Consider the following 24,160-nt stretch of genomic DNA (forward strand, 5'->3'; position numbering starts at 1 on the left):
GACGGCGGCCCCGCGGACGGTGGGCCGCCGGCCGCCGGGGTGGCGGCGAGGACGGCGCTTCCGGCCAGCAGGGCCAGGGTGAGGCCGATCCGGGCGGCGGGTCGGCGGACGGGTGGCAGACGCACTGGGCCCTCTCCCCCGGCAGGGGGACTGATCCGCACACCGTGTCGCTGACGCTCGCCCACGCGAACGTCGATCACCCCTCCGAGGGCCCCAAATTAGGATGATCGCGCCGACGGGGACGAGCAACTTCCCTCGGACGGACCGGGGTTGCACTCTACTGGGTGACATCCGGCGCACCCGTACGGCCCATTCGACGGATGAACGCCACCGCCGGGCAATCCGCCCCGGAGGCGCCGGCCGCTCAGTGGTGGCCGGTCGCGCCGCCGTTGTCCCGGCGGTCCAGCGCACGCTGGAGGGCGGCGGCCGCGAAGGGGTTCCGCTCGACGGCCCGGCGGCGGCGCGGGGCGCGGACGGGGGCGGCGGCGGGGGCGGACGTGGCGTGACGGTCGGCGGTCGGCGACATACCGGGCTCCTTGGAAGCGGCGCTGCGGAAGGCGAGCGCGAAGAGGGGAAAGGGAGCGCGGGAGCAGGGATCGCCTGCTCGTGAAGGCGCACGCGTACACGGGCCGCGCGCCCTGGCTACAGGGGCGGCACACCGTACGGCCCTTCCACGGTACGACCACGCCCCGGCCGTGTCTGCACGAATACTTGGATTTCCTAGTATCTGAGACGGGTCTCACCCGGGAGAACGCAGCAGGGCCCGGACCACCGTCGAACGGTGGTCCGGGCCCTGCCGGGACGGCCCTGGGGCCGGAGGATCAGCCCAGGTCGACCGAGCGCGCGAAGCGGGCGCCGATCTCGGCGGCGATCGCCGAGAGCACCTCCTGCGGGATCTCGGTGTCCACGGTGATGGAGGCCAGCGCGCTGCCGCCGTCGCGGGCGACCTGCATGCCGGCGATGTTGATGCCCGCGTCGCCGAGGTGGCGGCCGAGCACGCCGACCACGCCGGGGCGGTCCTCGTACTTGAAGAAGGCCATGTGGTCGGTGAGCGCCACGTCCACGTCGAAGGCGTCCACGCCGACGATCTTCTGGGTCTGCTTGGGGCCGGCCAGCGTGCCGGAGATGGCGATCTCCTCGCCGTTCCCGAGCGTGCCGCGGACGGTGATCACGTTGCGGTGCTCGAGGCTCTCGCTGGAGGTGGTCAGACGGACCTCGACACCGCGCTCCTGGGCGAACAGCGGGGCGTTGACGTAGGACACCGTCTCCGCCACCACGTCCTCGAACACGCCCTTCAGCGCGGACAGTTCGAGCACCTTCACGTCGTGCTGGGTGATCTCGCCGCGGACCTCGACGTCGAGGCGGACGGCCACCTCGCCGGCCAGCGCGGTGAAGATCCGGCCGAGCTTCTCGGCCAGCGGCAGGCCCGGGCGGACGTCCTCGGCGATCACGCCGCCCTGGACGTTCACCGCGTCCGGCACCAGCTCGCCGGCCAGCGCGAGGCGCACCGAGCGGGCGACCGCGATGCCGGCCTTCTCCTGCGCCTCGTCGGTGGAGGCGCCCAGGTGCGGGGTGGCGACCACGTTGTCGAAGGCGAACAGCGGGGAGTCGGTGCACGGCTCCTTGGCGTACACGTCCAGGCCGGCGCCGGCCACCCGGCCCTCGCGCAGCGCGCTCGCCAGCGCCTCCTCGTCCACGATGCCGCCGCGGGCGGCGTTCACGATGCGGACGGTCGGCTTGACCTTGTGCAGCGCCTCGTCGCCGATCAGGCCGATGGTCTCCGGGGTCTTGGGGAGGTGGACGGTGATGAAGTCCGACACCTCCAGCAGCTCCTCCAGCGTGACCAGCTTGACGCCCATCTGCGCGGCGCGGGCGGCCTGGATGTAGGGGTCGTACGCGACAATCTTCATGCCGAACGCGGACATCCGCTGGGCGACCAGGACGCCGATCCGGCCGAGGCCGACGACGCCGAGGGTCTTCTCGCTCAGCTCGACGCCGGTGTACTTGTTGCGCTTCCACTCGCCCTGCTTGAGCGCGGCGTTGGCCGGCGCGATGTTGCGGGCGACGGAGATCAGCAGGCCGCAGGCGAGCTCGGCGGCGGTGACGATGTTGGAGGTCGGCGCGTTGACGACCATCACGCCGGCCTTGGTGGCGGCGGCGACGTCCACGTTGTCCAGGCCGACGCCGGCCCGGGCGACCACCTTGAGCTTGCGGGCGGCGGCCAGCGCCTCGGCGTCGACCTTGGTGGCGGAGCGGATCAGGATCGCGTCGACGTCGGCGATCGCGGTGAGCAGCTCGGTGCGGTCGGCGCCGTTGCAGTGGCGGATCTCGAAGTCGGGGCCGAGGGCGTCGACGGTGGCGGGCGAGAGCTCTTCGGCGATCAGTACGACAGCGCTTTTGGAGGTCACAGTGCTCACGACAGTGGGTCCTTAACTGTCCGGTTCCCCCGGGCACGTAGGTGGCGTGGAGGGCGGGGGAAGGTGGCATGCCGCGTAGGTAGACGCACGACGCTGTGGGCCTGACGCGCACTCGGAGTGTATCGACGGGCTGGGTAGCGGGCTGCTCCCGTCCGGCGAAATCACCCGGACGAGAGCAGCCTACTTGTACAAGGACGTTACAAATTCGGGGCCGGGGAAACGGCCCGGAAGGGGTCAGGCGTTCTCGTTGACCCAGCTCATCAGCGAGCGCAGCTTCTTGCCGGTGGTCTCCAGCAGGTGGTCCTCGTCGGCCTTCTTGTACTCGTTGTACTTGGGCAGGCCCGCCTTGTACTCGGCGATCCAGGTGTTGGCGAAGGTGCCGTCCTGGATCTCGGCGAGGACCTGCTTCATCGCGGCCTTGGTGTCCGCGGTGATGATCCGCGGGCCGGTGACGTAGTCGCCCCACTCGGCGGTCTCGGAGACCGACCAGCGCATCTTCTCCAGGCCGCCCTCGTACATCAGGTCGACGATGAGCTTCAGCTCGTGCAGGCACTCGAAGTAGGCGATCTCCGGCTGGTAGCCGGCCTCGACCAGGGTCTCGAACCCGGCCTTCACCAGGGCAGCGGTGCCACCGCAGAGGACGGCCTGCTCACCGAACAGGTCGGTCTCGGTCTCCTCGGTGAAGGTGGTCTTGATGACGCCGGCCTTGGTGGCGCCCAGGCCCTTGGCGTAGGACAGCGCCAGCTCGAAGGCCTTGCCCGAGGCGTCCTGCTCGACCGCGACGATCGCGGGGACGCCGCGGCCCTCCTCGTACTGGCGGCGGACCAGGTGGCCCGGGCCCTTCGGGGCGACCATGCAGACGTCGACGTCCGCCGGGGGCTTGATGAAGCCGAAGCGGATGTTCAGGCCGTGGCCGAAGAACAGGGCGTCGCCGGCCTTCAGGTGCGGGGCGATGTCGGCCTCGTAGACGTCGGCCTGGATCGGGTCCGGGACCAGGATCATGATGACGTCGGCCTCGGCCGCGGCCTCGGCCGGGGTGACGACGCGCAGGCCGGCCTCCTCCGCCTTGGCACGGGACTTGGACTCCGGCTTCAGGCCGACCCGGACGTCGGCGCCGGAGTCGCGCAGCGACAGCGCGTGGGCGTGGCCCTGGCTGCCGTAGCCGATGACCGCGACCTTGCGGCCCTGGATGATGGACAGGTCGGCGTCGTCTTCGTAGAACAGCTCGGCCACGGGGGCACATCTCCTTGCGTGATGGGGTCCGGGTACGCGGTGTTCACCGTATGCGCACGCGGTGTGGTGTGGGTCTTTGCTTCAGGGATTGAGACGCGGAGGCGCGCTGTTCACGCGCTGCGGTCCAGGGCGCGCAGCGAGCGGTCCGTGATGGAGCGCGCGCCGCGGCCGATGGCGACCAGGCCGGACTGGACCAACTCCTTGATGCCGTAAGGCTCCAGCATCCGGAGCATGGCCTCCAGCTTGTCCGAGCTGCCGGTGGCCTCGATGGTCACCGCTTCCGGCGACACGTCGACGGTCTTGGCACGGAACAGCTGGACGATCTCGACGATCTGCGACCGGGTCTCGTTGTCGGCGCGGACCTTCACCAGGACCAGTTCCCGCTGGATCGCAGCGGACTGGTCGAGTTCGACGATCTTTATCACGTTCACGAGCTTGTTGAGCTGCTTGGTGACCTGTTCCAGCGGGAGGTCCTCGACGTTGACCACGATCGTCATCCGGGACACGTCCGGATGCTCGGTCGAGCCGACGGCGAGGGAGTCGATGTTGAAACCCCGACGGGAGAACAGGGCGGCGATGCGGGCGAGCACGCCGGGCTTGTTCTCGACCAGGACGGAGAGGGTGTGCTTGGACATGGGATTCCTCAGTCGTTCTGGAGAGGGGGACATCAGTCGAGGTCGTCGCCGAAGTCGGGGCGCACGCCCTTGGCGAACTGGATCTCGTCGTTGCTGGTGCCGGCCGCGACCATCGGCCAGACCATGGCGTCCTGGTGGACGATGAAGTCGATGACGACCGGGCGGTCGTTGATCTCCATCGCCTGCCGGATGACCGCGTCGAGGTCCTCGGGGCGCTCGCAGCGCAGGCCCACGCAGCCCATCGCCTCGGACAGCTTGACGAAGTCGGGGATCCGGGTGCCCTGGGCCGGCGGCTCGATGCCGTCGTGGCCGGGGCCGGAGTGCAGCACGGTGTTGGAGTAGCGCTGGTTGTAGAACAGCGTCTGCCACTGCCGGACCATGCCCAGCGAGCCGTTGTTGATGACCGCGACCTTGATCGGGATGTCGTTCAGGGCGCAGGTGACCAGTTCCTGGTTGGTCATCTGGAAGCAGCCGTCGCCGTCGATGGCCCAGACCGCGCTCTCCGGGCGGCCGGCCTTGGCGCCCATCGCCGCGGGGACGGCGTAGCCCATCGTCCCGGCGCCGCCCGAGTTGAGCCAGGTGCCCGGCTTCTCGAACCGGATGAACTGCGAGCTCCACATCTGGTGCTGGCCCACGCCCGCGGCGTAGATCGCCTCGGGGCCGACCAGCGTCCCGATCCGCTCGATGACCTGCTGCGGCGAGAGCCGCCCCTCCGGGGCCGGCTCGTAGCCGAGCGGGTAGGTCTTCTTCCACTCGTCGAGCCGCTCCCACCACTCGGTGTAGTCGCCCTTGTGGCCGGCGTCGAACTCGGCCTGGACGGCGACGATCAGGTCGGCGAGCACCTCGCGGGCGTCGCCGACGATCGGCACGTCCGCCGGACGGTTCTTGCCGATCTCGGCCGGGTCGATGTCGGCGTGGACGACCTTGGCGTTGGGGGCGAAGCCGTCCAGCTTGCCGGTGACGCGGTCGTCGAAGCGGGCGCCGAGGGTGAACAGCAGGTCGGACTTCTGGAGCGCGGTGACGGCGGGGACGGAGCCGTGCATGCCGGGCATGCCCAGGTGCTGCGGGTGGCTGTCCGGGAACGCGCCGAGCGCCATCAGGGTGGTGACCACCGGGGCGCCGGTCAGCTCGGCGAGGATCCGCAGCTCGGCGGTGGCCCGCGCCTTGAGCACGCCGCCGCCGACGTACAGCACCGGCCGCTTGGCGCCGACCAGCATCTTCGCGGCCTCGCGGATCTGCTTGGCGTGCGGCTTGGTCACCGGGCGGTAGCCGGGCAGCGCGGTCTCGACCGGCCAGCGGAAGGTGGTGGTCGCCTGGAGCGCGTCCTTGGCGATGTCGACCAGGACCGGGCCGGGGCGGCCGGTGGCGGCGATGTGGAAGGCCTCGGCGATCACCCGGGGGATCTCGGCCGGGTCGGTGACCAGGTAGTTGTGCTTGGTGATCGGCATCGTGATGCCGCAGATGTCCGCCTCCTGGAAGGCGTCGGTGCCGATCGCCTTGGAGGAGACCTGGCCGGTGATCGCGACGACGGGCACCGAGTCCATGTAGGCGTCGGCGATCGGGGTGACCAGGTTGGTCGCACCCGGACCGGAGGTCGCCATGCAGACCCCGACCCGGCCGGTGGCCTGGGCGTAGCCGGTGGCGGCGTGGCCGGCGCCCTGCTCGTGCCGGACCAGGATGTGGCGCACCTTGACGGAGTCCATCAGGGGGTCGTACGCGGGAAGGATGGCGCCGCCCGGGATGCCGAAGACGGTGTCCGCGCCCACGGCCTCGAGGGAGCGGATGAGCGACTGGGCGCCGGTCATGGTCTCGACGACGTGCTGGGGAGCGGGAGCGTTGGCGGCCGGGTTGTCCCCGCGGCGGGGGGATGCGGCGTGCTCGGTCATCTGCCTGTCTCTTCTCGGGTTTTGCCGACCCGGTGCTGCGGGCCCCGTGCTGCGAGGGTGGGGTCCCGGTCCGGGTCGAGCGCCGGCTCTGCCTCAATCGTCCCGCTCGGTCCGACGGATCGGACGGGCCAGGGCGGTCGAGGCCAGGGGTCTTGCGGAGGTGGAACAGCGTCAGTGCAACAAAAAACCCCTCGTGCCCAAGGGCATGCGAGGGGTGGCGCGTCGGTCTGTCACGAGCAGGGCGTACGAGCCCACTCAGCCGACGCGCCCGCCAAGTACGAGAATTCGGGTGCGCATGGCAACGACCTTCCTCCCGTGCGGGGCGGCGTGTCAAGCAGGTGGGACGACCGTCTCGCCATGCGGACCACCCGGCGGGCCAGTAACGGCACGGTGTTCGGGCAGGTCAGAGCCGCCATGGTGATGTGCGCCACGCCCCGGCGCGGCGTCCGTCCGGCCGCTGCCGCGGCCACTCGTCCGGGTGTCCTCGGGGACGGGCGGGCGGGTGTCCGCGGGCGGGTACGGGCGGCGGGCCGACAGCGGTCCGGCCGGGCCCGGCGGCGTGGCCAGCGGGCCCGGCGGCGTGGCCAGCGGGCCCGGCGGCGTGGCCAGCGGGCCGGTCGGGGTGGGCAGCGGGTAGCCGCGGCGGGCCAGCGCCCGGCGCAGCCGGGGCTCGTCCAGCGGCGGGGCGAAGGCCGAGCCCTGGGCCTGCCCGCAGCCCAGCTCCCGCAGCGCGGCGACCTGGCGGGGCAGGTCCACCCCCTCGGCGGCGGTGGTCATCCCGAGGTCGCGGCCGAGCCGCAGCGCGTGCCCGGCGAGGGTGCGGCTGAGCGGGGACTCGCCGAGGTCCTGGACGAGCGTGCGGTCCAGCTTGAGCCCGTCCAGCGGCAGCCGGGCGAGCGCGCCGAGCGAGCCGCCGCCGGCCCCGTACCCGGCCAGCCAGGTGGAGACGCCGAGCCCGCGCAGGGCGGAGAGCCGGCGGCCGAGTTCGTCGGCGAGCGAGTCCGGGCCCATCCGGGCCACCTCGATGACCAGTTCGTCGGCGGGCAGCCCGCTGTCGCGCAGCGCCGAGGCCACCGTCTCGTACAGGCCGGGCGAGCAGAGCCGCTCCACCGAGAGCCGGACGGCCACCGGGACGGGCTCCGGCGTGCCGCGGCCCCTGCCGCCGGGCAGGCCGCGCCGCTCGACGGCCGCGCTGACCGCCTCCAGGACCAGCCAGCGGGAGAACCGGGTGGCCGCGTCGCCGTGCTCGGCCGAGCGCAGGAACTCGGCCGGGGTGAGCAGCAGGCCGCCCACCGAGCGCCAGCGGGCCTGCGCCTCGACGCCGGTCACCGCGCCGCTGCCGAGGTCCACCACCGGCTGGTGGAGCAGGGTGAAGCCGCCCTCCCGGACGGCCAGCCGCAGCCGCTCCTCCAGCTCGGTGCGGCGCTCCAGGTCGGCCCGCATCGCGGGGGTGTAGAGCACCACCCGGCCCTTGCCCTCGGACTTGGCCCGGTACATCGCCAGGTCGGCGTTGCGCATCAGCTCGTCGGCCGCGGTTCTGGGGTCGGCCGCCGGGCCGCGTTCGGGGGTGCCGAAGGCGATGCCGATGCTGGCGGCGACGCCGAGTTCGGCGCCGCCGATCCAGTACGGCTCGGAGAGCGCGAGGCGCAGCCGCTCGGCCAGCTCCTGGACCTGGAGGCGGCCGAGCGGGCCGCAGACCAGCGCGGCGAACTCGTCGCCGCCGAACCGGGCGACGGTGTCCCCGCAGCGGACGGCGCTCTGCAGCCGGCGGGCCGCCTGCACCAGCAGTTCGTCGCCGACCTGGTGCCCGGCGGTGTCGTTGACCGCCTTGAAGCCGTCCAGGTCGATGAAGAGCACCGCGATCCCGGCGCCCGTCCCGCCCTGCTGGCCGCGGGCGCCGAGGGCGGCCCGCAGCCGCTGGGTGAACAGCGCCCGGTTGGGCAGGTCGGTGAGCGGGTCGTGGAAGGCGTTGTGCTGCAACTGGGCCTGGAGCATGACGCGTTCGGTGACGTCCCGGCTGTTGAGCAGCAGGCCGTCGCGGTGTCTGCTGACGGTCGACTCGACGTACAGCCACTCGCCGGCGCCGGAGCTGATCCGGCACTCGACCCGGGCGGAGGGCTCGGCGGTGCCGGGGCTGCGGTGGGTGGTGAGCCGGACCCTGGCGAGGTAGCGGCGGACCTCGGAGAGCACCCGGCCGACGTCCTCGGGGTGGACCAGGTCCAGCAGGTTGCCGCCGACCAGTTCCTCCGGGTCCCGCCCGTAGACGCCGAGCGCGGCCGGGGAGACGTAGGAGAGCACGCCGTTGGCGCCGGCGATCATGATGACGTCGCTGGAGCCCTGCACCAGGGAGCGGAAGTGCGCCTCCTTGTGGGCGAGTTCCTGCGCCAGCGACAGGTTGTCGAGCAGCATGACGCCCTGCCGGAGGATCAGCGCCAGCCCGACGGTGCAGGCCGCCGCGGCCACCACACGGTCCAACTCCCGTCCGCCGAGGGCGTTGTAGAGAATGCCCGCGGTGCAGACCGCGGCGGCCGCGTACGGGGTCAGCGCGCTGAAGGTGGTCGCCACCCGGCGGTGCGGCAGGCCGCCGGCCGAGGGGTGGTCGCGCAGCGGACGGCGCCAGCGCGGCGACCACGGCGCCCAGCCCAGCAGCAGGCTGCCGGCGAACCAGCCGGCGTCCAGCAGTTCGCCCGAGTGGTAGCTGCTGCGCAGCTCCGGGGAGGTGAACAGGGCGTCGCAGGTGACGGTGACGGCGAGCGCCAGCATCGCGGTGTGCACCGCCGCCCGGTTGCCGTCCCGGCCGCCGAAGCGCAGCCCGACCACCAGGCTGACCAGCAGGATGTCCAGCACCGGGTAGGCCAGGTTGAGGGCCAGGCGCAGCGGTGAGCCGTCCTCGCCGGCCGCGATCCGGCCGAGCGCCAGGCTCCAGCTGAGGGTGAACAGCGAGCCGGCGATCAGCCAGCCGTCGAGCAGCAGGCAGAGCCAGCCGGCCGCCGTGCGCGGGTGCTGGGCGAGCACCAGGACACCGGTGATGGCGAGCGGGGCGAACAGCAGGAAGGCGTACTCGGCGAGCGAGTCCCGGGGCAGCGGGGTGCGCACGACCAGCTCGTACCAGCCCCAGGTGCCGTTGCCGAAGGCGACCATGAGCGAGGAGAGGCCGAACAGCAGCCAGGCCGGGCGGGCGTGGCCGCCGACCGTGCAGCCGTACACCAGGCAGGACAGCGCGGCCGCCAGGGCCGCCGCGGCCAACCCGAAGTCGCCCATGAAGACGGACAGTTGGTGCGATCCCCAGCCGGCGGCGGCGCCGGTCGCGTAGGCCACGCAGAGCGCGCCCAGGGCGAACCCGGGCAGCGTACGGCTCACCCCGGGCCGGTACAGCGGGCCGCGGCGGGCGGGTGCGGGCACGTCGGCGGCGGACGTGTCGGTGTGCGGTGCGTCCGGCCGTCCGGTTCCGGGCAGCACCGTTTCGGTGGAGCTCACTCGGCCTCTCCCCCTCCGGCCCGGGGCCTCGCGCCCCGGCCACGGGCCACCGGCCGCGCACCTGTCGGACGTACGCGGTGGCCTGGCGCCCCGTCAGGACGGTGGCCCAGGGGGTGGGCGGCCTGCCGGCCGCCGCACCGTACCGATGCTCCCAAAATGGACCCTACACCAATCCCGTCACTCAATGACACGCACACTCAACTTAGAGTAATGGCGAAAGGGTGGGGAAATGCCCCTGATTCCTACGGATCGGCCCGATTGGCGGCGGCGCGCGGGCAGGGGCTCACGCGGCGCGCACGGGAGCACGCGGCGGCGCCCGAACACCGGTGCCAGGGTGGACGATCCGTGCTGCCGGGGCGGACGGACAGCGGACCCGGACCGGCCGGGGCCGGTCCGGGTCCGTCGTGGCGCCCAGTTCAATGGGGCCCTGCTCAGCGGGGCCCTGTCCAGTGGAGTCCTGTTCAGCGGGGCCCTGTCCAGTGGAGTCCTGTTCAGCGGAGTCCTGTTCAGCGGGGCCCTGTTCAGCGGCCCGAGGGGGCCAGGTCCTCCGGGAACAGCCGCAGCCGGTGCGCCAGTGCGGCCGCCTCGCCCCGGCCGCCGACCCCGAGCTTGCCGAGGATGTTGGAGACGTGCACGCTCGCGGTCTTCGGAGAGATGTACAGCTCCTCGGCGATCTGCCGGTTGGTCCAGCCGCGCGCGAGCAGCCGGAGCACGTCCCGCTCCCGGGGGGTGAGGTTGAAGGAGTCCCCCGCGGCCTGGGCCGGCACCGCGGCCGTCCCCCCGCCCGCCCGTCCGGCCGTCCGCCCGGCCGGGGCGAGGCTCAGCCCGGCCCGCTCGGCCAGCGCGGCGATCTGCCCGCCGAGCAGCCGGTCGCCCCGGGCGGCCGCCAGTTCGGCCGCCTCGCGCAGCAGTTCGGCGGCGGCCTCGCGCCGGCCGGCCTGCACCTCGGCCTCGCCGGCCCGCAGCAGGGCGAGCGCCAGCGGGAACGGCAGGCCGGTCGGCCGCAGCGCCTCGACGGCGGCGGCCCACCCCTGCGGGGTGTCCGCGCCCTCGGCGCGGGCCAGTTCGGCCTCCAGCAGCCGGGCCCAGCCGTGGTGCAACGGTGCCCGGGGCCGCAGTGCGGCGGCGGCCGCGGCGATCGCGGCCAGCGCCCCGGGCCGGCCCGCCTCGGCCTGCGGCAGGCCCCGGCTGTCCGCCTCCACCGCGGCGGCCTCGGCCAGCAGCGGGTAGACGTCGGACTCGTGGCCGAGCCGGCCGTCCTCCTCCAGCGCGGCGAGCAGTTCGGCGCGGGCCTCCAGCGGCCGGCCGCCGAGCGCCGCGAGCCGCACCGCCAGCCGGCTGATCGGCACGCTGTGCTGGACCTGGCCGACCCGGTTGGCCGACCGGGCCTGCGCCAGCATCGTCCCCGCGGTGGCCAGGTCCCCCTTGAGCAGGGCGAGTTCGCCACGCATCCGGTCCAGGAACTCGGCGTGGGTGCCGGTCGGGCTGGCCGCCTCGTAGCCGACCAGCACCTCGGTGGCCTCCCGGGCCCGCCCGAGGTCGGCGAGCGCCTCGACCAGGTTGCCGGTCAGGATGGCGCCGATGTTGCGCAGCAGGCCGTTGCCGTTCGCGTACTCCAGGCCCTCCCGGGCCAGTCGGACCGCGTCCTCGGGGTGCCCGAGTCCGCGCTGCATGCTGGCCAGGTTGTTGATGCCGCGCAGCAGCAGGTCGGGCACGCCCAGCCGGCGGGCCCGTTCGACCGCCCCGGCGAGCTCGGCCAGCCCGCCCTCGGCGTCGCCCTGGACGTCGTAGCGCAGGCCGCCGAGGGTCATCCGGGCGTGCACCTCGACCGAGTGCGCGCCCACCTCCTCGGCGATCCGGATCGCCCGCTCGGCCAGCTCGATCGCCGCCGGGGTGGGCTTCTTGAGCATCGCCGTCCCGGCGCCGAGCGCGAGCACCTCGGCCTGGACCGCGGTCGGCGGCAGGTGTTCCACCAGCCGCAGCGCGTTCGCGATCTCCTCCTCGTCGCCGGAGCGGCGCAGGCTGCCCAGCATCCGGGCCCGGTTGATCCGGAACCAGGCCGCGCGCACCGGGTGCTCGGCCTCGTCGACCAGCCGCAGCCCGCGCTTGGCCAGGCTCAGGCCGCGCTCGCGGTCGCCGCAGCGCCGGGCCGCGACCACCGCCTCGGCCAGCACGTCGACCAGCTGGATCCGGTCGCAGTCCCCGTCCGCGGTGCTGTGGTCGCAGGAGCCGGGCGGGTAGGTCTCGGCCCAGTCGTACGGGCGCAGGGTGTGCGCCAGCACCTCCTCGGAGACCAGGTCCCACAGCTCCAGGGCGCGTTCCAGCATGCCGAGCTGCTCGGCGAAGGCGTTGCGGCGGCGGGCCGCGCGGGCGGCGTCCAGGGCCGTCGGCAGGGCGCGGGCCGGATCGTGCGCGTGGTACCAGTAGTTGGCCAGCCGGGCGGCCAGCGCGTCACCGGGGACCAGCTGCGGCTGGGCCTCCACCGCGAGCGCGAACCTGCGGTTGATCCGGTGCCGTTCGCCGGGCAGCAGGTCGTCCGAGACCGCCTCGCGGACCAGCGCGTGGCGGAACCGGTAGCCCTCGCCCTCGCTGTCCGGGCGCAGGATGTTGGCGCCGACGGCCGCCCGCAGCGCCTCGATCAGCGCCTCCTCGTCGTCGTCCAGGACGGCGGCCAGCAGGGCGTGTTCGACGTGCGAGCCGCCCTCGGCGGCGATCCGCACCACCCGCTGGGCCTCCTCGTCCAGGCCCTCGACCCGTACCAGCAGGATGTCCCGCAGCGAGTCGGTCAGCCCGGCGCCGAAGCCGTCCTCGAAGGCGGTGGCCAGCTCCTCGACGAAGAACGGGTTCCCCTCCGAACGGCGGTGGATGCGGTCCACCAGCTGGCGGTCGGGGACGGTGGTGCCGAGGATGCCGGCCAGCTGGGCGGCCACCTCGCGGCGGTCGAACCGCGCCAGCTCCAGCCGCTGGACGGTGCGCAGCCGTTCGAGCTCGGCCAGGAAGGGGCGCAGCGGGTGCCGGCGGTGCAGGTCGTCGGTGCGGTAGGTGGCGACCAGCAGCACCCGGGAGCGGTGCAGGGTGCGCACCAGGAAGGCGAGCAGCTCGCGGGTGGAGCGGTCGGACCAGTGCAGGTCCTCGACGGCGAGGACGAGGGTACGCTCCGCGCCGAGCCGTTCGAACAGCCTCGCGGTGTGCTCGAACAGCCGGGCCCGGCTGTACTCGTCGTTGGGTTCGCCGTCCACCTCGCCGAACTCGGAGAGCAGCAGGGCGAGATGGCTCTCGCTGCCGGCCGCGGCGGCCTCCAGTTCGGCGCCCAGCGAGCGGTGCAGCCGGCGCAGCGCGGCGGCCAGCGGCGCGTACGGCAGGCCCTCGGCGCCGACCTCCAGACAGCTGCCGAGCGAGGTGACCGCCCCCTGGGCGGCGGCCCGCTCCAGGAACTCCTCCAGCAGCCGGGTCTTGCCGACCCCCGCCTCGCCGCCGATCAGGACGGACTGCGGGCTGCCGGTGCCCGCGCGGCGCAGCGCGTCGGTCAGCTCGGTGATCTCGCTTCCGCGGCCGACGAAGACGGGGCTGACCGATGTGTGCTGCATGGAGGCGAGCATGCCATAGCCGGTGGGGCCCGGCCGAGGGGTTATCTCCCCTGGCGAACGGGTCGAAGGGCCCGAACGCCCGGAGGGGGAGACGCTCACTCGCAGCGTCTCCCCCTCCGGAGTTCCTTCGGCACCGTCGTGGTGCCGCACCGTCAGCATTCGGGCCGACGCACGGGGCGCCGCTGGAAGCGGGCGGCCACCGGGCGCTGCCGCAGGCGGCGGGCCTCCTTGGCCTCGCGCACCAGGCGCTCGTGCTCGGCGCGGGCCACGAGCTCGTGGGCCTGTTGCTGGAAGGTCTGGTACTCGATCATTTCCGGTTCCCCCTCGGGTTTTCCACTGCGTCCTGCTGACAGGTAAGAGCTTCCTCCGCCAGTGGGGGGTGCCGCATCGGGAGCCTGCCGCATCTTCCGGGGCCCGGATGCCTTAGATCGGGCGCAGATCGGGCGCCAGAAAAGGTTTAAGGCCCCGCCTCACCCAGATACATAGGTGAGGCGGGGCCTTAGGCCTTACTTAGAGGGCCTTAGATGCCTTAGGCGCCTTAGGAAGGAAGGGCTGACGACCTAGGCTGCGCCCAGCCGCTCCAGGATCAGGTCCTTCACGCGGGCGGCGTCGGCCTGGCCGCGGGTGGCCTTCATGACCGCGCCGACCAGCGCGCCCACGGCCTGGACCTTGCCGTCGCGGATCTTGGCGGCGATCCCCTCGTTCTCGGCGATGGCCTGGTCGACGGCGGCACCCAGCGCGGAGTCGTCCGAGACCACGGCCAGGCCGCGCTTCTCGACGATCGCGTCCGGCTCGCCCTCGCCGGCCAGCACGGCCTCGATGACCTGGCGGGCCAGCTTGTCGTTCAGCTTGCCCTCGGCGACCAGCGCGGCGACCCGGGCGACCTGCGCCGGGGTGATCGGCTGCTCGCTCAGCTCGGTGCCGGTCTCGTTGGCGCGGCGCGCCAGCTCGCCCATCCACCACTTGCGGGCCTGGTCGGCCGGGGCACCGGCCGCGATGGTCTCCTGGATCGGGCCCACCGCACCGGCGTTGAGCACCGACTGCATGTCCTTGTCGGACAGGTCCCACTCGGCCTGGAGCCGGGCGCGGCGCACCCGCGGCAGCTCGGGCAGGGCGGCGCGCAGCTCCTCGACCCACGCGCGGGCGGGGGCCACCGGCACCAGGTCCGGCTCGGGGAAGTAGCGGTAGTCCTCGGCGTTGTCCTTGATCCGGCCCGAGGTGGTGGAGCCGTCCTCCTCGTGGAAGTGGCGGGTCTCCTGGACGATGGTGCCGCCGTCGGTCAGCACGGTGGCGTGGCGCCGGATCTCGAACCGGGCGGCCCGCTCCACGCTGCGCAGCGAGTTGACGTTCTTGGTCTCCGAGCGGGTGCCGAAGGTCTCGGTGCCGTTCGGGCGCAGCGACAGGTTGACGTCGCAGCGCATCTGGCCCTTGTCCATCCGGGCCTCGGAGACGTCGAGCGAGCGGATCACCTCGCGCAGCTCGGCGACGTACGCCTTGGCGACCTCGGGGGCGCGCTCGCCGGCGCCCTCGATCGGCTTGGTGACGATCTCGATCAGCGGGATGCCGGCCCGGTTGTAGTCGAGCAGCGAGTGGGTGGCGCCGTGGATGCGGCCGGTGGCCCCGCCGACGTGGCTGGACTTGCCGGTGTCCTCCTCCATGTGGGCGCGCTCGATCTCCACCCGGAAGGTCGAGCCGTCCTCCAGCTGCACGTCGAGGTAGCCGTTGAAGGCGATCGGCTCGTCGTACTGCGAGGTCTGGAAGTTCTTGGGCATGTCCGGGTAGAAGTAGTTCTTCCGCGCGAACCGGCACCACTCGGCGATCTCGCAGTTCAGCGCCAGGCCGATCTTGACCGCCGACTCCACGCCGACCGCGTTGACCACCGGCAGCGAGCCCGGCAGGCCCAGGCAGGTCGGGCAGGTCTGGCTGTTCGGCTCGGCACCCAGCTCGGTCGAGCAACCGCAGAACATCTTGGTCTTGGTACCCAGCTCGACGTGGACCTCAAGGCCCATCACCGGGTCGTACGACGCGAGAGCGTCCTCGTAGGAGACCAGGTTCATGACGCTCACAGCGTCCCTTCTCACTTGAAGCTTGGGAGGTACGGGCCCGGCCGCCGCGTCGCGCGGGGCCGGGCCTGGGCGCTTGACTCAGCTCAGCCCAGCAGCACGTCGTCGGAGCCCAGCTGACGCAGCTCGCGCACCAGCAGGGCGGTGCCGGTGACCAGCGCGGCCGCGCCGACCAGGGCGTTGACCAGCTTGAGGGTGTCGCTCTCCTCGCGGGCCTTGCGGACGTCCTTGACGACGGAGATCGCGCCGAACGCGCTGGTGCCGATGGACAGCCACAGGCCGGGCTTGGAGTGCTTGAAGCCCTTCAGCGAGCCGGAGCCCTTGGCCTTCTCGATCTTGCTCACAGTGCCGGTGCCTCCTCCAGCAGGGTGTGCCCCCACTTGTCGTTGAGTGCGGCCTCGACGGCGCCGCCCACGCGGTACAGGCGGTCGTCCGCCATCGCGGGTGCGATGATCTGGAGGCCGACCGGGAGATTGTCCTCCGGGGCCAGGCCGACCGGCAGCGACATGGCCGCGTTGCCCGCCAGGTTCGACGGAATCGTGCACAGGTCGGCCAGGTACATCGCCATCGGGTCGTCGGCGCGCTCGCCGATCGGGAAGGCGGTGGTCGGCGTGGTCGGCGAGACCAGGACGTCCACGCCCGCGAAGGCCGCGTCGAAGTCGCGCGAGATGAGCGTGCGGACCTTCTGGGCCGAGCCGTAGTAGGCGTCGTAGTAGCCCGAGGACAGCGCGTAGGTGCCCAGGATGATGCGGCGCTTGACCTCGGGGCCGAAGCCGGCCTCGCGGGTCAGGGCGGTGACCTCCTCGGCCGAGCGGCTGCCGTCGTCGCCGACCCGCAGGCCGTAGCGCATCGCGTCGAAGCGGGCCAGGTTGGAGGAGCACTCGCTGGGCGCGATCAGGTAGTACGCCGGCAGCGCCAGGGTGAACGACGGGCAGGAGACCTCGACGACCTCGGCGCCCAGCTCGCGCAGCAGCTCCACCGACTCGTCGAAGCGCTGCATGACGCCGGCCTGGTAGCCCTCGCCGGCGAACTCCTTGACGACGCCGATCCGCATGCCGCGGATGTCGCGCATCTTGGCGGCCTCGACGACGGCCGGGACGGGCGCGTCGATCGAGGTGGAGTCCAGCGGGTCGTGGCCGGCGATGGCCTCGTGCAGCAGGGCCGCGTCCAGCACGGTGCGGGCGCACGGGCCGCCCTGGTCCAGGCTGCTGGAGAAGGCGACCAGGCCGTAGCGGGACACCGAGCCGTAGGTCGGCTTGACGCCGACGGTGCCGGTGACGGCGCCGGGCTGGCGGATCGAGCCGCCGGTGTCGGTGCCGATCGCCAGCGGGGCCTCGAAGGCGGCCAGCGCGGCGGCCGAACCGCCGCCGGAGCCGCCGGGGATGCGGGAGAGGTCCCACGGGTTGCCGGTCGCGCCGTACGCGGAGTTCTCGGTGGAGGAGCCCATCGCGAACTCGTCCATGTTGGTCTTGCCGAGGATGACCACGTCAGCGTCCTTGAGACGGCTGGTCAGCGTGGCGTCGTACGGCGGGATCCAGCCCTCGAGCATCTTCGAACCACAGGTGGTCGGGATGCCCTTGGTGGTGAAGACGTCCTTGAGCGCGAGCGGGACGCCGGCCAGCGGGCCCAGCTCCTCGCCCTTGGCGCGCTTGTCGTCCACGGCCTTGGCCGCGGCCAGCGCGCCCTCGGTGTCGACGTGCAGGAAGGCGTTGACCTTCTTGTCGACGGCTCCGATGCGGTCCAGGTGGGCCTGCGCGACCTCGACGGCGGACACCTCGCCCTTGGCGATGGCGCTCGCGGTCTCGGCGGCGGTGTAGCGGATCAGCTCGGTCATATCGGTCAGTCCTCCCCGAGGATCTGCGGCACACGGAAACGCTGCTCCTCGGAGGCGGGGGCGCCGGACAGCGCCTGCTCCGGGGTGAGCGACGGCCGCACCTCGTCCGCGCGCATGACGTTGGTCAGCGGCAGCGGGTGGGAGGTCGGCGGGACGTCCTGTCCGGCGACCTCGGAAACGCGGGCGACCGCGCCGATGATCACGTCGAGCTGCTCGGCGAAGTGGTCCAGCTCTTCGGGCTTCAGCTCAAGACGCGACAGCCGGGCGAGGTGGGCGACCTCCTCGCGCGTGATGCCAGGCATGCAGCGATCCTCAGGGTGAGTTCTGGTGAGACCCGGCGGTGCCTTGCGGGCGGAGCCGGGCCCGGGCAGGAGCAGCCGGGTTCGGCGCTCCGTCCTCGTGGTCTTTGGACCCCATCCTATGGGGCCCGTCCCCTACCCCGGCCAACGAGTGATCCGCGGCGGCCGTCGCCGACACCTGTCACGCCCGTCGCCGGCTCCCGTCGCGGCCCGGCGGCGGCGTCCGGCGGGCTACTGCGTCCGGCGGGCTACTGCGGCCGGGTGCGGGCCCAGCCCTGCGGCTTGATCTCCCGGTGCGCGGCCTGCACCACCTGGGCCACCGGCGGCAGCGTGGGCGGGATGACCGGCGGCCGGACCGGCGGGAGCGTCGGCGGCGGCAGTGCCGGCGGCCTGGCCGCCGGGCCGATCGGCTTGGCGCCCTGGGCCGGCTGGAAGCCGGCGTGCAGCTGGGGCGGCAGGCCGAGCCGCTCCACCGGCGGGGCGCCGGTGCGGTGCACCCGCAGCCAGGCGGTGGCCTGCTCGGCCGGCAGCGCGGCCGACACCAGCCAGCCCTGGACGGCGTCCACGCCCATGCAGTGCAGCCGCTCCCAGGTCTCGTCGTCCTCGACGCCCTCGGCGACCACGGTCAGGCCCAGCGAGTGGGCGAGCTCCACCGAGCAGCGGACCACCGCCGCGTCGTGGTCGTCGGCGACCATCCGGGAGACGAAGGAGCGGTCGATCTTCAGCTCGCCGACCGGCAGGCTGCGCAGCCGCACCAGCGAGGAGTGCCCGGTGCCGAAGTCGTCCAGGGACATCCCGACGCCGTAGCCGCGCAGTTCGGCCAGGGTGTCGGCGGCCCGCCGGGAGTCGTCCAGCAGCAGCCGCTCGGTGATCTCCAGCTGGAGCGCGTGGGCCGGCACCTGGTGGCGGACGAGGTGGCCGGCCACCCGCTGGGCGAAGCCGGGGTTGAGCACGTCGCGCGGCGAGACGTTGACCGCGACCTGCACCTGGAGGCCCTGCTCGCGCCAGTAGGCGAGCTGGCCGACGGCCGCCTCCAGCACGTAGTCGGTGAGCCGCGGCATCAGGCCGCTGGACTCGGCGAGCCCGACGAACTCGTCCGGCGAGACCTTCCCCTGGCCGGGCCGCTCCCAGCGCAGCAGCGCCTCCAGGCCGACCACCCGGCCGTCGAAGGCCACCTTCGGCTGGTAGTGCAGCTGCACCTCGCCGGTCTCCAGCGCCCGGCGCAGGTCCCCCAACAGCCCGATCCGGTACGGCGTGTCGGCGTCCTGGGTCTCGTCGTACTGGGCGACGCCGCAGCAGCCGCGCTGGGCGTGGCCCATCGCGACGTCGGCCCGGCGCAGCAGCGACTCGGCGTCCTGGGCGTGCTGCGGGTAGACGCAGACGCCGCCGCTGGCCTCCAGGACGAGCAGCAGCCCGTCCAGCCGGATCGGGGCGGCCAGTTCGGCGATCAGCGCCTTGGCGACCCGCTCCAGGCTGTCCGGGCAGTTGATGCCGGGCAGCAGGACGGCGAACTCGTCGCCGCCCATCCGGGCCACCATCGGGCGGCCGCGGCGGTAGTGCCGGGGCAGGCCGGCGAAGACGTCGTCGATGGACTCCCGGGTGGCGCTGCCGGCCGGGCCGCCGGAGCGCAGGGCCCGGTGCAGCCGGCGGGCGATGTGAACCAGCAGCCGGTCGCCGGCCGTATGACCGAGTGTGTCGTTGAGCGATCGGAAGCGATCGAGGTCGAGCAGGATGAGACCGACGCTGTACCCCTGCTCACACTCCGCAATCGCCTCCTGGGCGGCCAGCAGCAGGGCCTGACGGTTCGGCAGATCCGTCAGCGGGTCGGTCAGTTGGTCGCGGGCGCGGTCCCGGGCGATCCGCCAGGCCGCCACCAGCACCGCCAGGGGCACGGCGAACAGCGGCAGCAACTCGGGTTCGTACCGGTAGACCAGGACGGCCAGCGGGATGAGCGGCGCGGCTCCGGCCAGCAGCACGCCGAGCAGCAGGACCGCACCCGCCACCCCCTGCGGCGGGCGTGTGGGCGCACCGCCGGTCGTACGATCCATAAGCCCTGTCCTCCGTCGGGCCCGCCCCGTCAGGCCGCCTTACGGTGAGGCACCGTGCCGGTACCGACAGCTGCCGGGCATGGAGCGACCCCGTGGAACTCCGGTCCAGCCGGCGCCCCCACCCCTGCTGACACTCTGTTGCGCTCCAGGGTATGCCGGGGTCCACCCGGTGGGCAGACTTTCGGACAACCGGAAACGCGCCACCGCGCCCGGGTGCCGCACAGTGACACAATGCCCGCTTTCACGGTGCGGCACCCGGTGACGTTGCATCAGGACGATAACAACACCGATCCGGTCATCAGCCGATCGGGGCGGCTCCGGATCAGTCCTCGACAGTCTCCCCCGCCGCCTCTCCGGCCTCCTCGGGCTCCGGAAGCCCCAGGTGGGCGCGGGCGGCGGACGGCCCGTCGGCGAGCAGGACGGCGAACCCGGCGTCGTCCAGGACCGGCAGGCCGAGCTGAACAGCCTTGTCGTACTTGGACCCTGGGTTGTCACCGGCGACCACAAAATCGGTCTTTTTCGAAACCGAACCGGTCACCTTCGCTCCGCGCGAGGTCAGCGCCTCCTTGGCGCCGTCCCGGGTGTGGCCGGCCAGCGTGCCCGTCACCACCACGGTCAGCCCCTCCAGCGGGCGCTCCGCCTCCTCCTCGTCCGCGAACTCCTCGGTGAAGCGGACGCCGTCCGCCTCCCAGTTCCGGAGGACCTCCTTGTGCCACTCCTCCGCGTACCACTCCTGGATCGAGCGGGCGATCGTCGGACCGACCCCCTCGACGGCCGCCAGCTGCTCCTCGCTCGCCTCGAAGATCTTCGTCAGGTCGCGGAACTCCCGGGCCAGCGCCTGCGCGGCGACCGGACCGACGTGCCGGATCGACAGACCGTTGACGAACCGCCACAGCGGCCGCTGCTTCGCCGCCTCCAGGTTGTCGATCAGGGCCTGCAGCGACTTCTTCGGCTCGCCCTTGGTGGTGGCGAAGAAGAAGACCTCCTTCTCCTTGCCCGTCTTGTCGTCCAGCTTCGGCATGCCCGTCTTCGGGTCCCGGACCAGCACCTTGATCGGCAGCAGCTTCTCCCGCGTCAGCCGGAAGATGTCGGCCTCGTTGCGCACCGGCGCCTCGGCCGGCTCCAGCGGCTGGGTCAGCGCGGTGGCCGCGACGTAGCCCAGCCCCTCCACGTCCAGGCACTGCCGCCCGCCGAGGAAGGCGATCCGCTCCCGGATCTGGGCCGGGCAGCGCTCCGCGTTCGGGCAGCGCAGATCGATGTCCCCCTCGGCCATCGGCCGCAGCTCGCTGCCGCACTCCGGGCAGTGCGAGGGCATCACGAAGGCCTGCTCGGTGCCGTCCCGCAGGTCGTACACCGGGCCGAGGATCTCCGGGATGACGTCGCCCGCCTTGCGCAGCACCACGGTGTCCCCGAGCAGCACGTCCTTGGCCTTGACGATCTCCTGGTTGTGCAGCGTCGCGTACTGCACCATCGAGCCGGCCACCTTCACCGGCTCGGCCAGCACCGCGTACGGGGTGGCCCGGCCGGTGCGGCCGATGCCGACCTTGATCTCCGCCAGCCGGCCGGTGACCTCCTCCGGCGGGTACTTCCAGGCGATCGCCCAGCGCGGCGACTTGGAGGTGGCGCCGAGCCGGCCCTGCAGGGCGATCTCGTCCACCTTCACCACGACGCCGTCGATCTCGTGCTCGACCGAGTGCCGCTGCTCGCCGAAGTGCTTGATGAACGCCCGCACCTCGGCGAGCGTCCCCACCACCCTGTTGTGCCGGGCCGTCGGCAGGCCCCAGTCGTGCAGCAGCCGGTAGGCGTGCGACTGGTTGTCGATGTCGAAGCCGACCCGGGCGCCGATGCCGTGCACCACCATGTGCAGCGGGCGGGAGGCGGTGACGTGCGGGTCCTTCTGGCGCAGCGAACCGGCGGCGGCGTTGCGGGGGTTCATGAACAGCCGGATCATCGCCCGGGGCCGCTTGCCCTCCCTGGCGCGCTCCTCGTTCTCCTGCCGGCGCCGCTCGTTCTCCTCCGCGAAGGAGGCGTTGAGCGCGTCGAACTCCTCCGTCGGGAAGTAGACCTCGCCGCGGATCTCCACCAGCTCCGGGACGTTCTCGCCCTTGAGCCGGTGCGGGATCTCCTTGATGGTGCGGACGTTCGCGGTGATGTCCTCGCCGACCCGGCCGTCGCCGCGCGTCGCCGCCTGCGTCAACTGCCCGTTCTCGTAGGTGAGGTTGACGGCCAGGCCGTCCACCTTCAGCTCGCACAGGTAGTGGTAGTCGATGCCGTGCAGCTCGGTGGCGACCCGCTCCGCCCAGGCCGCCAGCTCCTCGTCGTCCATCGCGTTGTCCAGGCTGAGCAGCCGCTCACGGTGCTCGACCTCGGCGAACAGCACGGTGGGGGCGCCGCCGACCCGCTGCGTCGGCGAGTCCGGGGTGACCAGGGCCGGGTGCTCGGCCTCGATCCCCTCCAGCTCCCGCATCAGCACGTCGAACTCGGCGTCGCTGACGACCGGCGCGTCCTGCTCGTAGTACCGGGCCCGGTGGTCGGTGATCTCCGCCGCCAGCTCGGCGTGCCGCCTGCGCACCTCCGCCGGGACGTCCTCCCAGCCCTCGACAGCCGTCACCGCAAGCCCTCCTACGTTCTCATTCCGGGTTGTCCACCAGGCTCTGTGCCGCCCGCGCCGCGGACGACAGCGCCCTGCGCGCGTACGCCGGGGAGGCCCCGGCCAACCCGCAGGTCGGCGTCACCAGCACGCGACGGCCCAGCAGCTCCGGGGCGAACCCGAGCCTGCGCCACAAGGTCCTGACACCCTGGACACTACCGGCAGGGTCGGACACTGCCTGGTCAGTGGCGGGGACGACACCAGCGAGGATCATCGTGCCGCCCTCCACCGCCTCGCCGAGGTCGTCGTCCTGGCGCTCGGTGAGGAGGGAGAAGTCCAGCGAGATCCCGGCGACCCCGGCCCGGCGCAGCAGCGGGACCGGGACGTCCGGCGCGCAGGAGTGCACGACGACCGGCGCGTCCAGGCCCCCGACCACCTCGCGCAGCACCTCCTCGGCGACCTGCCGGTCGACCGAGCGCAGCCGCTGGAAGCCGCTCGCGGTCTTCACCGACCCCGACAGCACGGCCGGCAGCGAGGGCTCGTCGAGCTGGAGGACCACCTCCGCGCCGGGCACCCGCCTGCGGACGTCCGCGAGGTGGCGGCGCAGGCCCTCGGTCAGCGAGCCGGCGATGTCCCGGCAGGCACCGGGGTCGGAGAGTGCCTTCTCCCCGTGCTTGAGCTCGATGCTCGCCGCCAGCGTCCACGGGCCGACGGCCTGGACCTTGACCGCCCCCTGGTAGCCCTGGGTGAACTCCTCCAGCGCGTCCAGGTCCTCGCCGAGCCAGGAATGGGCGCGCCGGGTGTCCCGGCCCGGACGGTCGGTGAACCGCCAGCCGCTCGGCTCGGTCTGCGCGAACAGCTCGACCAGCAGGCCGGCGCCGCGGCCGATCATGTCCGCGCCCGGCCCGCGCGCGGGCAGCTCGGGCAGGAACGGCAGGTGCTCCAGTGCCCCGGTGGAGGTCTTGGCGGCCTCCCGGGCGTCGGTACCGGGCAGCGAACCGACACCGGTGGCGGCGCCACGCAGGTCGGGGAAGGGATGTGGGGTGCTCACCCGCCCGAGCCTACTCAGCCGGACGGCCCCGGCGCCGAGCACGGGGCTCGGCACCGGGGCCGTCGGGGTGGGGCGGGGTCAGTACGACTGGTAGCCGAACAGGTCGACGATCAGGTGCAGCGGAGCACCGCTCGCGTTGTAGAACGACACCTTGCCGTCCTTGACCGGGACGACCACCTGGTTGGGGATCGTCTCGCCCGGCAGGAAGTTCAGGTTCGAGGCGTTCGGCGCCGCGTCCCCGTGCGGGAAGACGGTCAGGTGCCCGTCGGTGCCCGGCTCGGTGACCGTCACGTTCAGGGTCACCGCCGCGGCGTTCGGGATCTCGCCGACCGGGACGTCCACCGTGCCCCAGGCCGGGACGGTGGCCGCCGGGCGGACGCCCGACTCCCAGTAGGTGTCCTGGCGGGTGTCGAGGACCCGGATCGGGCCGGCCGGGCGGTAGCTGACCTTGCCCTCGGTGGCGTAGTAGCCGGCGAGGTCGGCGACCAGGTGCACCGTGCCGCCGGAGGCGTTGTGGAAGGACACCTTGCCGTCCACCACCGGCACCGTCACCAGGTTCGAAACCGTATGCCCGGCTGGCCAGTTGAGGTTGGAGGTGTTCGGCACCGCGGCACCGTGCGGGTAGACGGTCAACCAGCCGTCGACCTGCGGATCGGTGACCGTCACGTTCATCGTCACGGCCGTCACGCCCTCCACCGGAACGCCCGCGACACCGGCCACCTGGAGGTCGACGGTGCCGTCCGCCGCCACGGCCTGCGCCGCCGGCACGCCGATCGGCTGACGGGTGTCCAGCAGCCGGGCCGGACCCTGGGCATGGAACAGCGAACCCTTCGGGCCGTAGTAGCCCGCCAGGTCGGCGACCAGGTGCACCGTGCCGCCGGAGGCGTTGTGGAAGGACACCTTGCCGTCCACCACCGGCACCGTCACCAGGTTCGAAACCGTACGCCCGGCTGGCCAGTTGAGGTTGGAGGTGTTCGGCACCGCGGCACCGTGCGGGTAGACGGTCAACCAGCCGTCGACCTGCGGATCGGTGACCGTCT

At 72.8% G+C, this 24,160-nt stretch carries 15 protein-coding genes and 1 pseudogene; all 16 read right to left on the minus strand.

Annotated elements, in window-relative coordinates:
- Window positions 1-364: 364 nt before the first annotated feature.
- Complete coding sequence (locus ACFRQN_RS21180) at window positions 365-526, minus strand: hypothetical protein (RefSeq protein ID WP_181970683.1); 162 nt, start codon at window positions 524-526, stop codon at window positions 365-367.
- A gap of 295 nt (window positions 527-821) precedes the next feature.
- Complete coding sequence (serA, locus tag ACFRQN_RS21185) at window positions 822-2,408, minus strand: phosphoglycerate dehydrogenase (RefSeq protein ID WP_049657950.1); 1,587 nt, start codon at window positions 2,406-2,408, stop codon at window positions 822-824.
- Between the two features lie 243 nt (window positions 2,409-2,651).
- Complete coding sequence (gene ilvC / locus ACFRQN_RS21190) at window positions 2,652-3,650, minus strand: ketol-acid reductoisomerase (protein WP_049657948.1); 999 nt, start codon at window positions 3,648-3,650, stop codon at window positions 2,652-2,654.
- 110 nt (window positions 3,651-3,760) lie between these two features.
- Window positions 3,761-4,285 carry an acetolactate synthase small subunit gene (gene ilvN / locus ACFRQN_RS21195; RefSeq protein ID WP_049657946.1) on the minus strand — a complete coding sequence of 175 codons (525 nt, stop codon included), beginning with the start codon at window positions 4,283-4,285 and terminating at the stop codon, window positions 3,761-3,763.
- A 32-nt stretch (window positions 4,286-4,317) separates the two neighbouring features.
- Complete coding sequence (locus ACFRQN_RS21200; protein ID WP_049657944.1) at window positions 4,318-6,171, minus strand: acetolactate synthase large subunit; 1,854 nt, start codon at window positions 6,169-6,171, stop codon at window positions 4,318-4,320.
- Window positions 6,172-6,501: 330 nt separating this feature from the next.
- Window positions 6,502-9,531 carry an EAL domain-containing protein gene (locus ACFRQN_RS21205; RefSeq protein WP_380741540.1) on the minus strand — a complete coding sequence of 1,010 codons (3,030 nt, stop codon included), beginning with the start codon at window positions 9,529-9,531 and terminating at the stop codon, window positions 6,502-6,504.
- A gap of 638 nt (window positions 9,532-10,169) precedes the next feature.
- Window positions 10,170-13,235 (minus strand): AAA family ATPase, encoded by a 3,066-nt coding sequence (locus ACFRQN_RS21210; protein WP_380741535.1) that lies wholly within the window; start codon window positions 13,233-13,235, stop codon window positions 10,170-10,172.
- Window positions 13,236-13,387: 152 nt separating this feature from the next.
- Window positions 13,388-13,546 (minus strand): hypothetical protein, encoded by a 159-nt coding sequence (locus ACFRQN_RS21215; RefSeq protein ID WP_158077676.1) that lies wholly within the window; start codon window positions 13,544-13,546, stop codon window positions 13,388-13,390.
- A 249-nt stretch (window positions 13,547-13,795) separates the two neighbouring features.
- On the minus strand, window positions 13,796-15,301 hold the full coding sequence (gene gatB / locus ACFRQN_RS21220) for an Asp-tRNA(Asn)/Glu-tRNA(Gln) amidotransferase subunit GatB (RefSeq protein WP_049657772.1): 1,506 nt from the start codon (window positions 15,299-15,301) through the stop codon (window positions 13,796-13,798).
- Between the two features lie 83 nt (window positions 15,302-15,384).
- Window positions 15,385-15,642 carry a hypothetical protein gene (locus ACFRQN_RS21225; protein WP_049657770.1) on the minus strand — a complete coding sequence of 86 codons (258 nt, stop codon included), beginning with the start codon at window positions 15,640-15,642 and terminating at the stop codon, window positions 15,385-15,387.
- Entirely contained in the window at window positions 15,639-17,132 is a 1,494-nt protein-coding gene (gene gatA / locus ACFRQN_RS21230; protein ID WP_375877160.1) for an Asp-tRNA(Asn)/Glu-tRNA(Gln) amidotransferase subunit GatA, read from the minus strand. Before gatA ends, ACFRQN_RS21225 begins: the two co-directional genes overlap by 4 nt.
- Before the next feature lie 5 nt (window positions 17,133-17,137).
- Entirely contained in the window at window positions 17,138-17,434 is a 297-nt protein-coding gene (gene gatC, locus ACFRQN_RS21235) for an Asp-tRNA(Asn)/Glu-tRNA(Gln) amidotransferase subunit GatC (RefSeq protein ID WP_049657766.1), read from the minus strand.
- A gap of 245 nt (window positions 17,435-17,679) precedes the next feature.
- The gene (locus ACFRQN_RS21240) at window positions 17,680-19,479 is read right to left on the minus strand and encodes a putative bifunctional diguanylate cyclase/phosphodiesterase (protein ID WP_380741536.1); all 1,800 of its coding nucleotides are present in this window, start codon (window positions 19,477-19,479) and stop codon (window positions 17,680-17,682) included.
- Between the two features lie 322 nt (window positions 19,480-19,801).
- Entirely contained in the window at window positions 19,802-22,090 is a 2,289-nt protein-coding gene (gene ligA, locus ACFRQN_RS21245) for an NAD-dependent DNA ligase LigA (RefSeq protein WP_380741537.1), read from the minus strand.
- A gap of 19 nt (window positions 22,091-22,109) precedes the next feature.
- A complete protein-coding gene (locus ACFRQN_RS21250) occupies window positions 22,110-23,120 on the minus strand; it encodes a methionine synthase (protein WP_234348454.1) in 1,011 nt (336 codons plus the stop codon).
- Between the two features lie 78 nt (window positions 23,121-23,198).
- Window positions 23,199-24,160: pseudogene (locus ACFRQN_RS21255) on the minus strand (hypothetical protein); the annotation flags it as partial.

It is taken from the genome of Kitasatospora sp. NPDC056800 (genome assembly GCF_042789775.1).
In the GTDB taxonomy this organism is placed as follows: Bacteria; Actinomycetota; Actinomycetes; order Streptomycetales; family Streptomycetaceae; genus Kitasatospora.

What these genes read in the sequence shown, in the direction of transcription:
- ACFRQN_RS21215 (WP_158077676.1), bottom strand. Translation starts at nt 13,546, where the DNA reads ATGATCGAGTACCAGACCTTCCAGCAACAGGCCCACGAGCTCGTGGCC.
- gatA (WP_375877160.1), bottom strand. Translation starts at nt 17,132, where the DNA reads ATGACCGAGCTGATCCGCTACACCGCCGCCGAGACCGCGAGCGCCATC.
- ACFRQN_RS21200 (WP_049657944.1), bottom strand. Translation starts at nt 6,171, where the DNA reads ATGACCGAGCACGCCGCATCCCCCCGCCGCGGGGACAACCCGGCCGCC.
- ilvN (WP_049657946.1), bottom strand. Translation starts at nt 4,285, where the DNA reads ATGTCCAAGCACACCCTCTCCGTCCTGGTCGAGAACAAGCCCGGCGTG.
- ACFRQN_RS21180 (WP_181970683.1), bottom strand. Translation starts at nt 526, where the DNA reads ATGTCGCCGACCGCCGACCGTCACGCCACGTCCGCCCCCGCCGCCGCC.
- gatC (WP_049657766.1), bottom strand. Translation starts at nt 17,434, where the DNA reads ATGCCTGGCATCACGCGCGAGGAGGTCGCCCACCTCGCCCGGCTGTCG.
- ACFRQN_RS21240 (WP_380741536.1), bottom strand. Translation starts at nt 19,479, where the DNA reads ATGGATCGTACGACCGGCGGTGCGCCCACACGCCCGCCGCAGGGGGTG.
- ACFRQN_RS21210 (WP_380741535.1), bottom strand. Translation starts at nt 13,235, where the DNA reads ATGCAGCACACATCGGTCAGCCCCGTCTTCGTCGGCCGCGGAAGCGAG.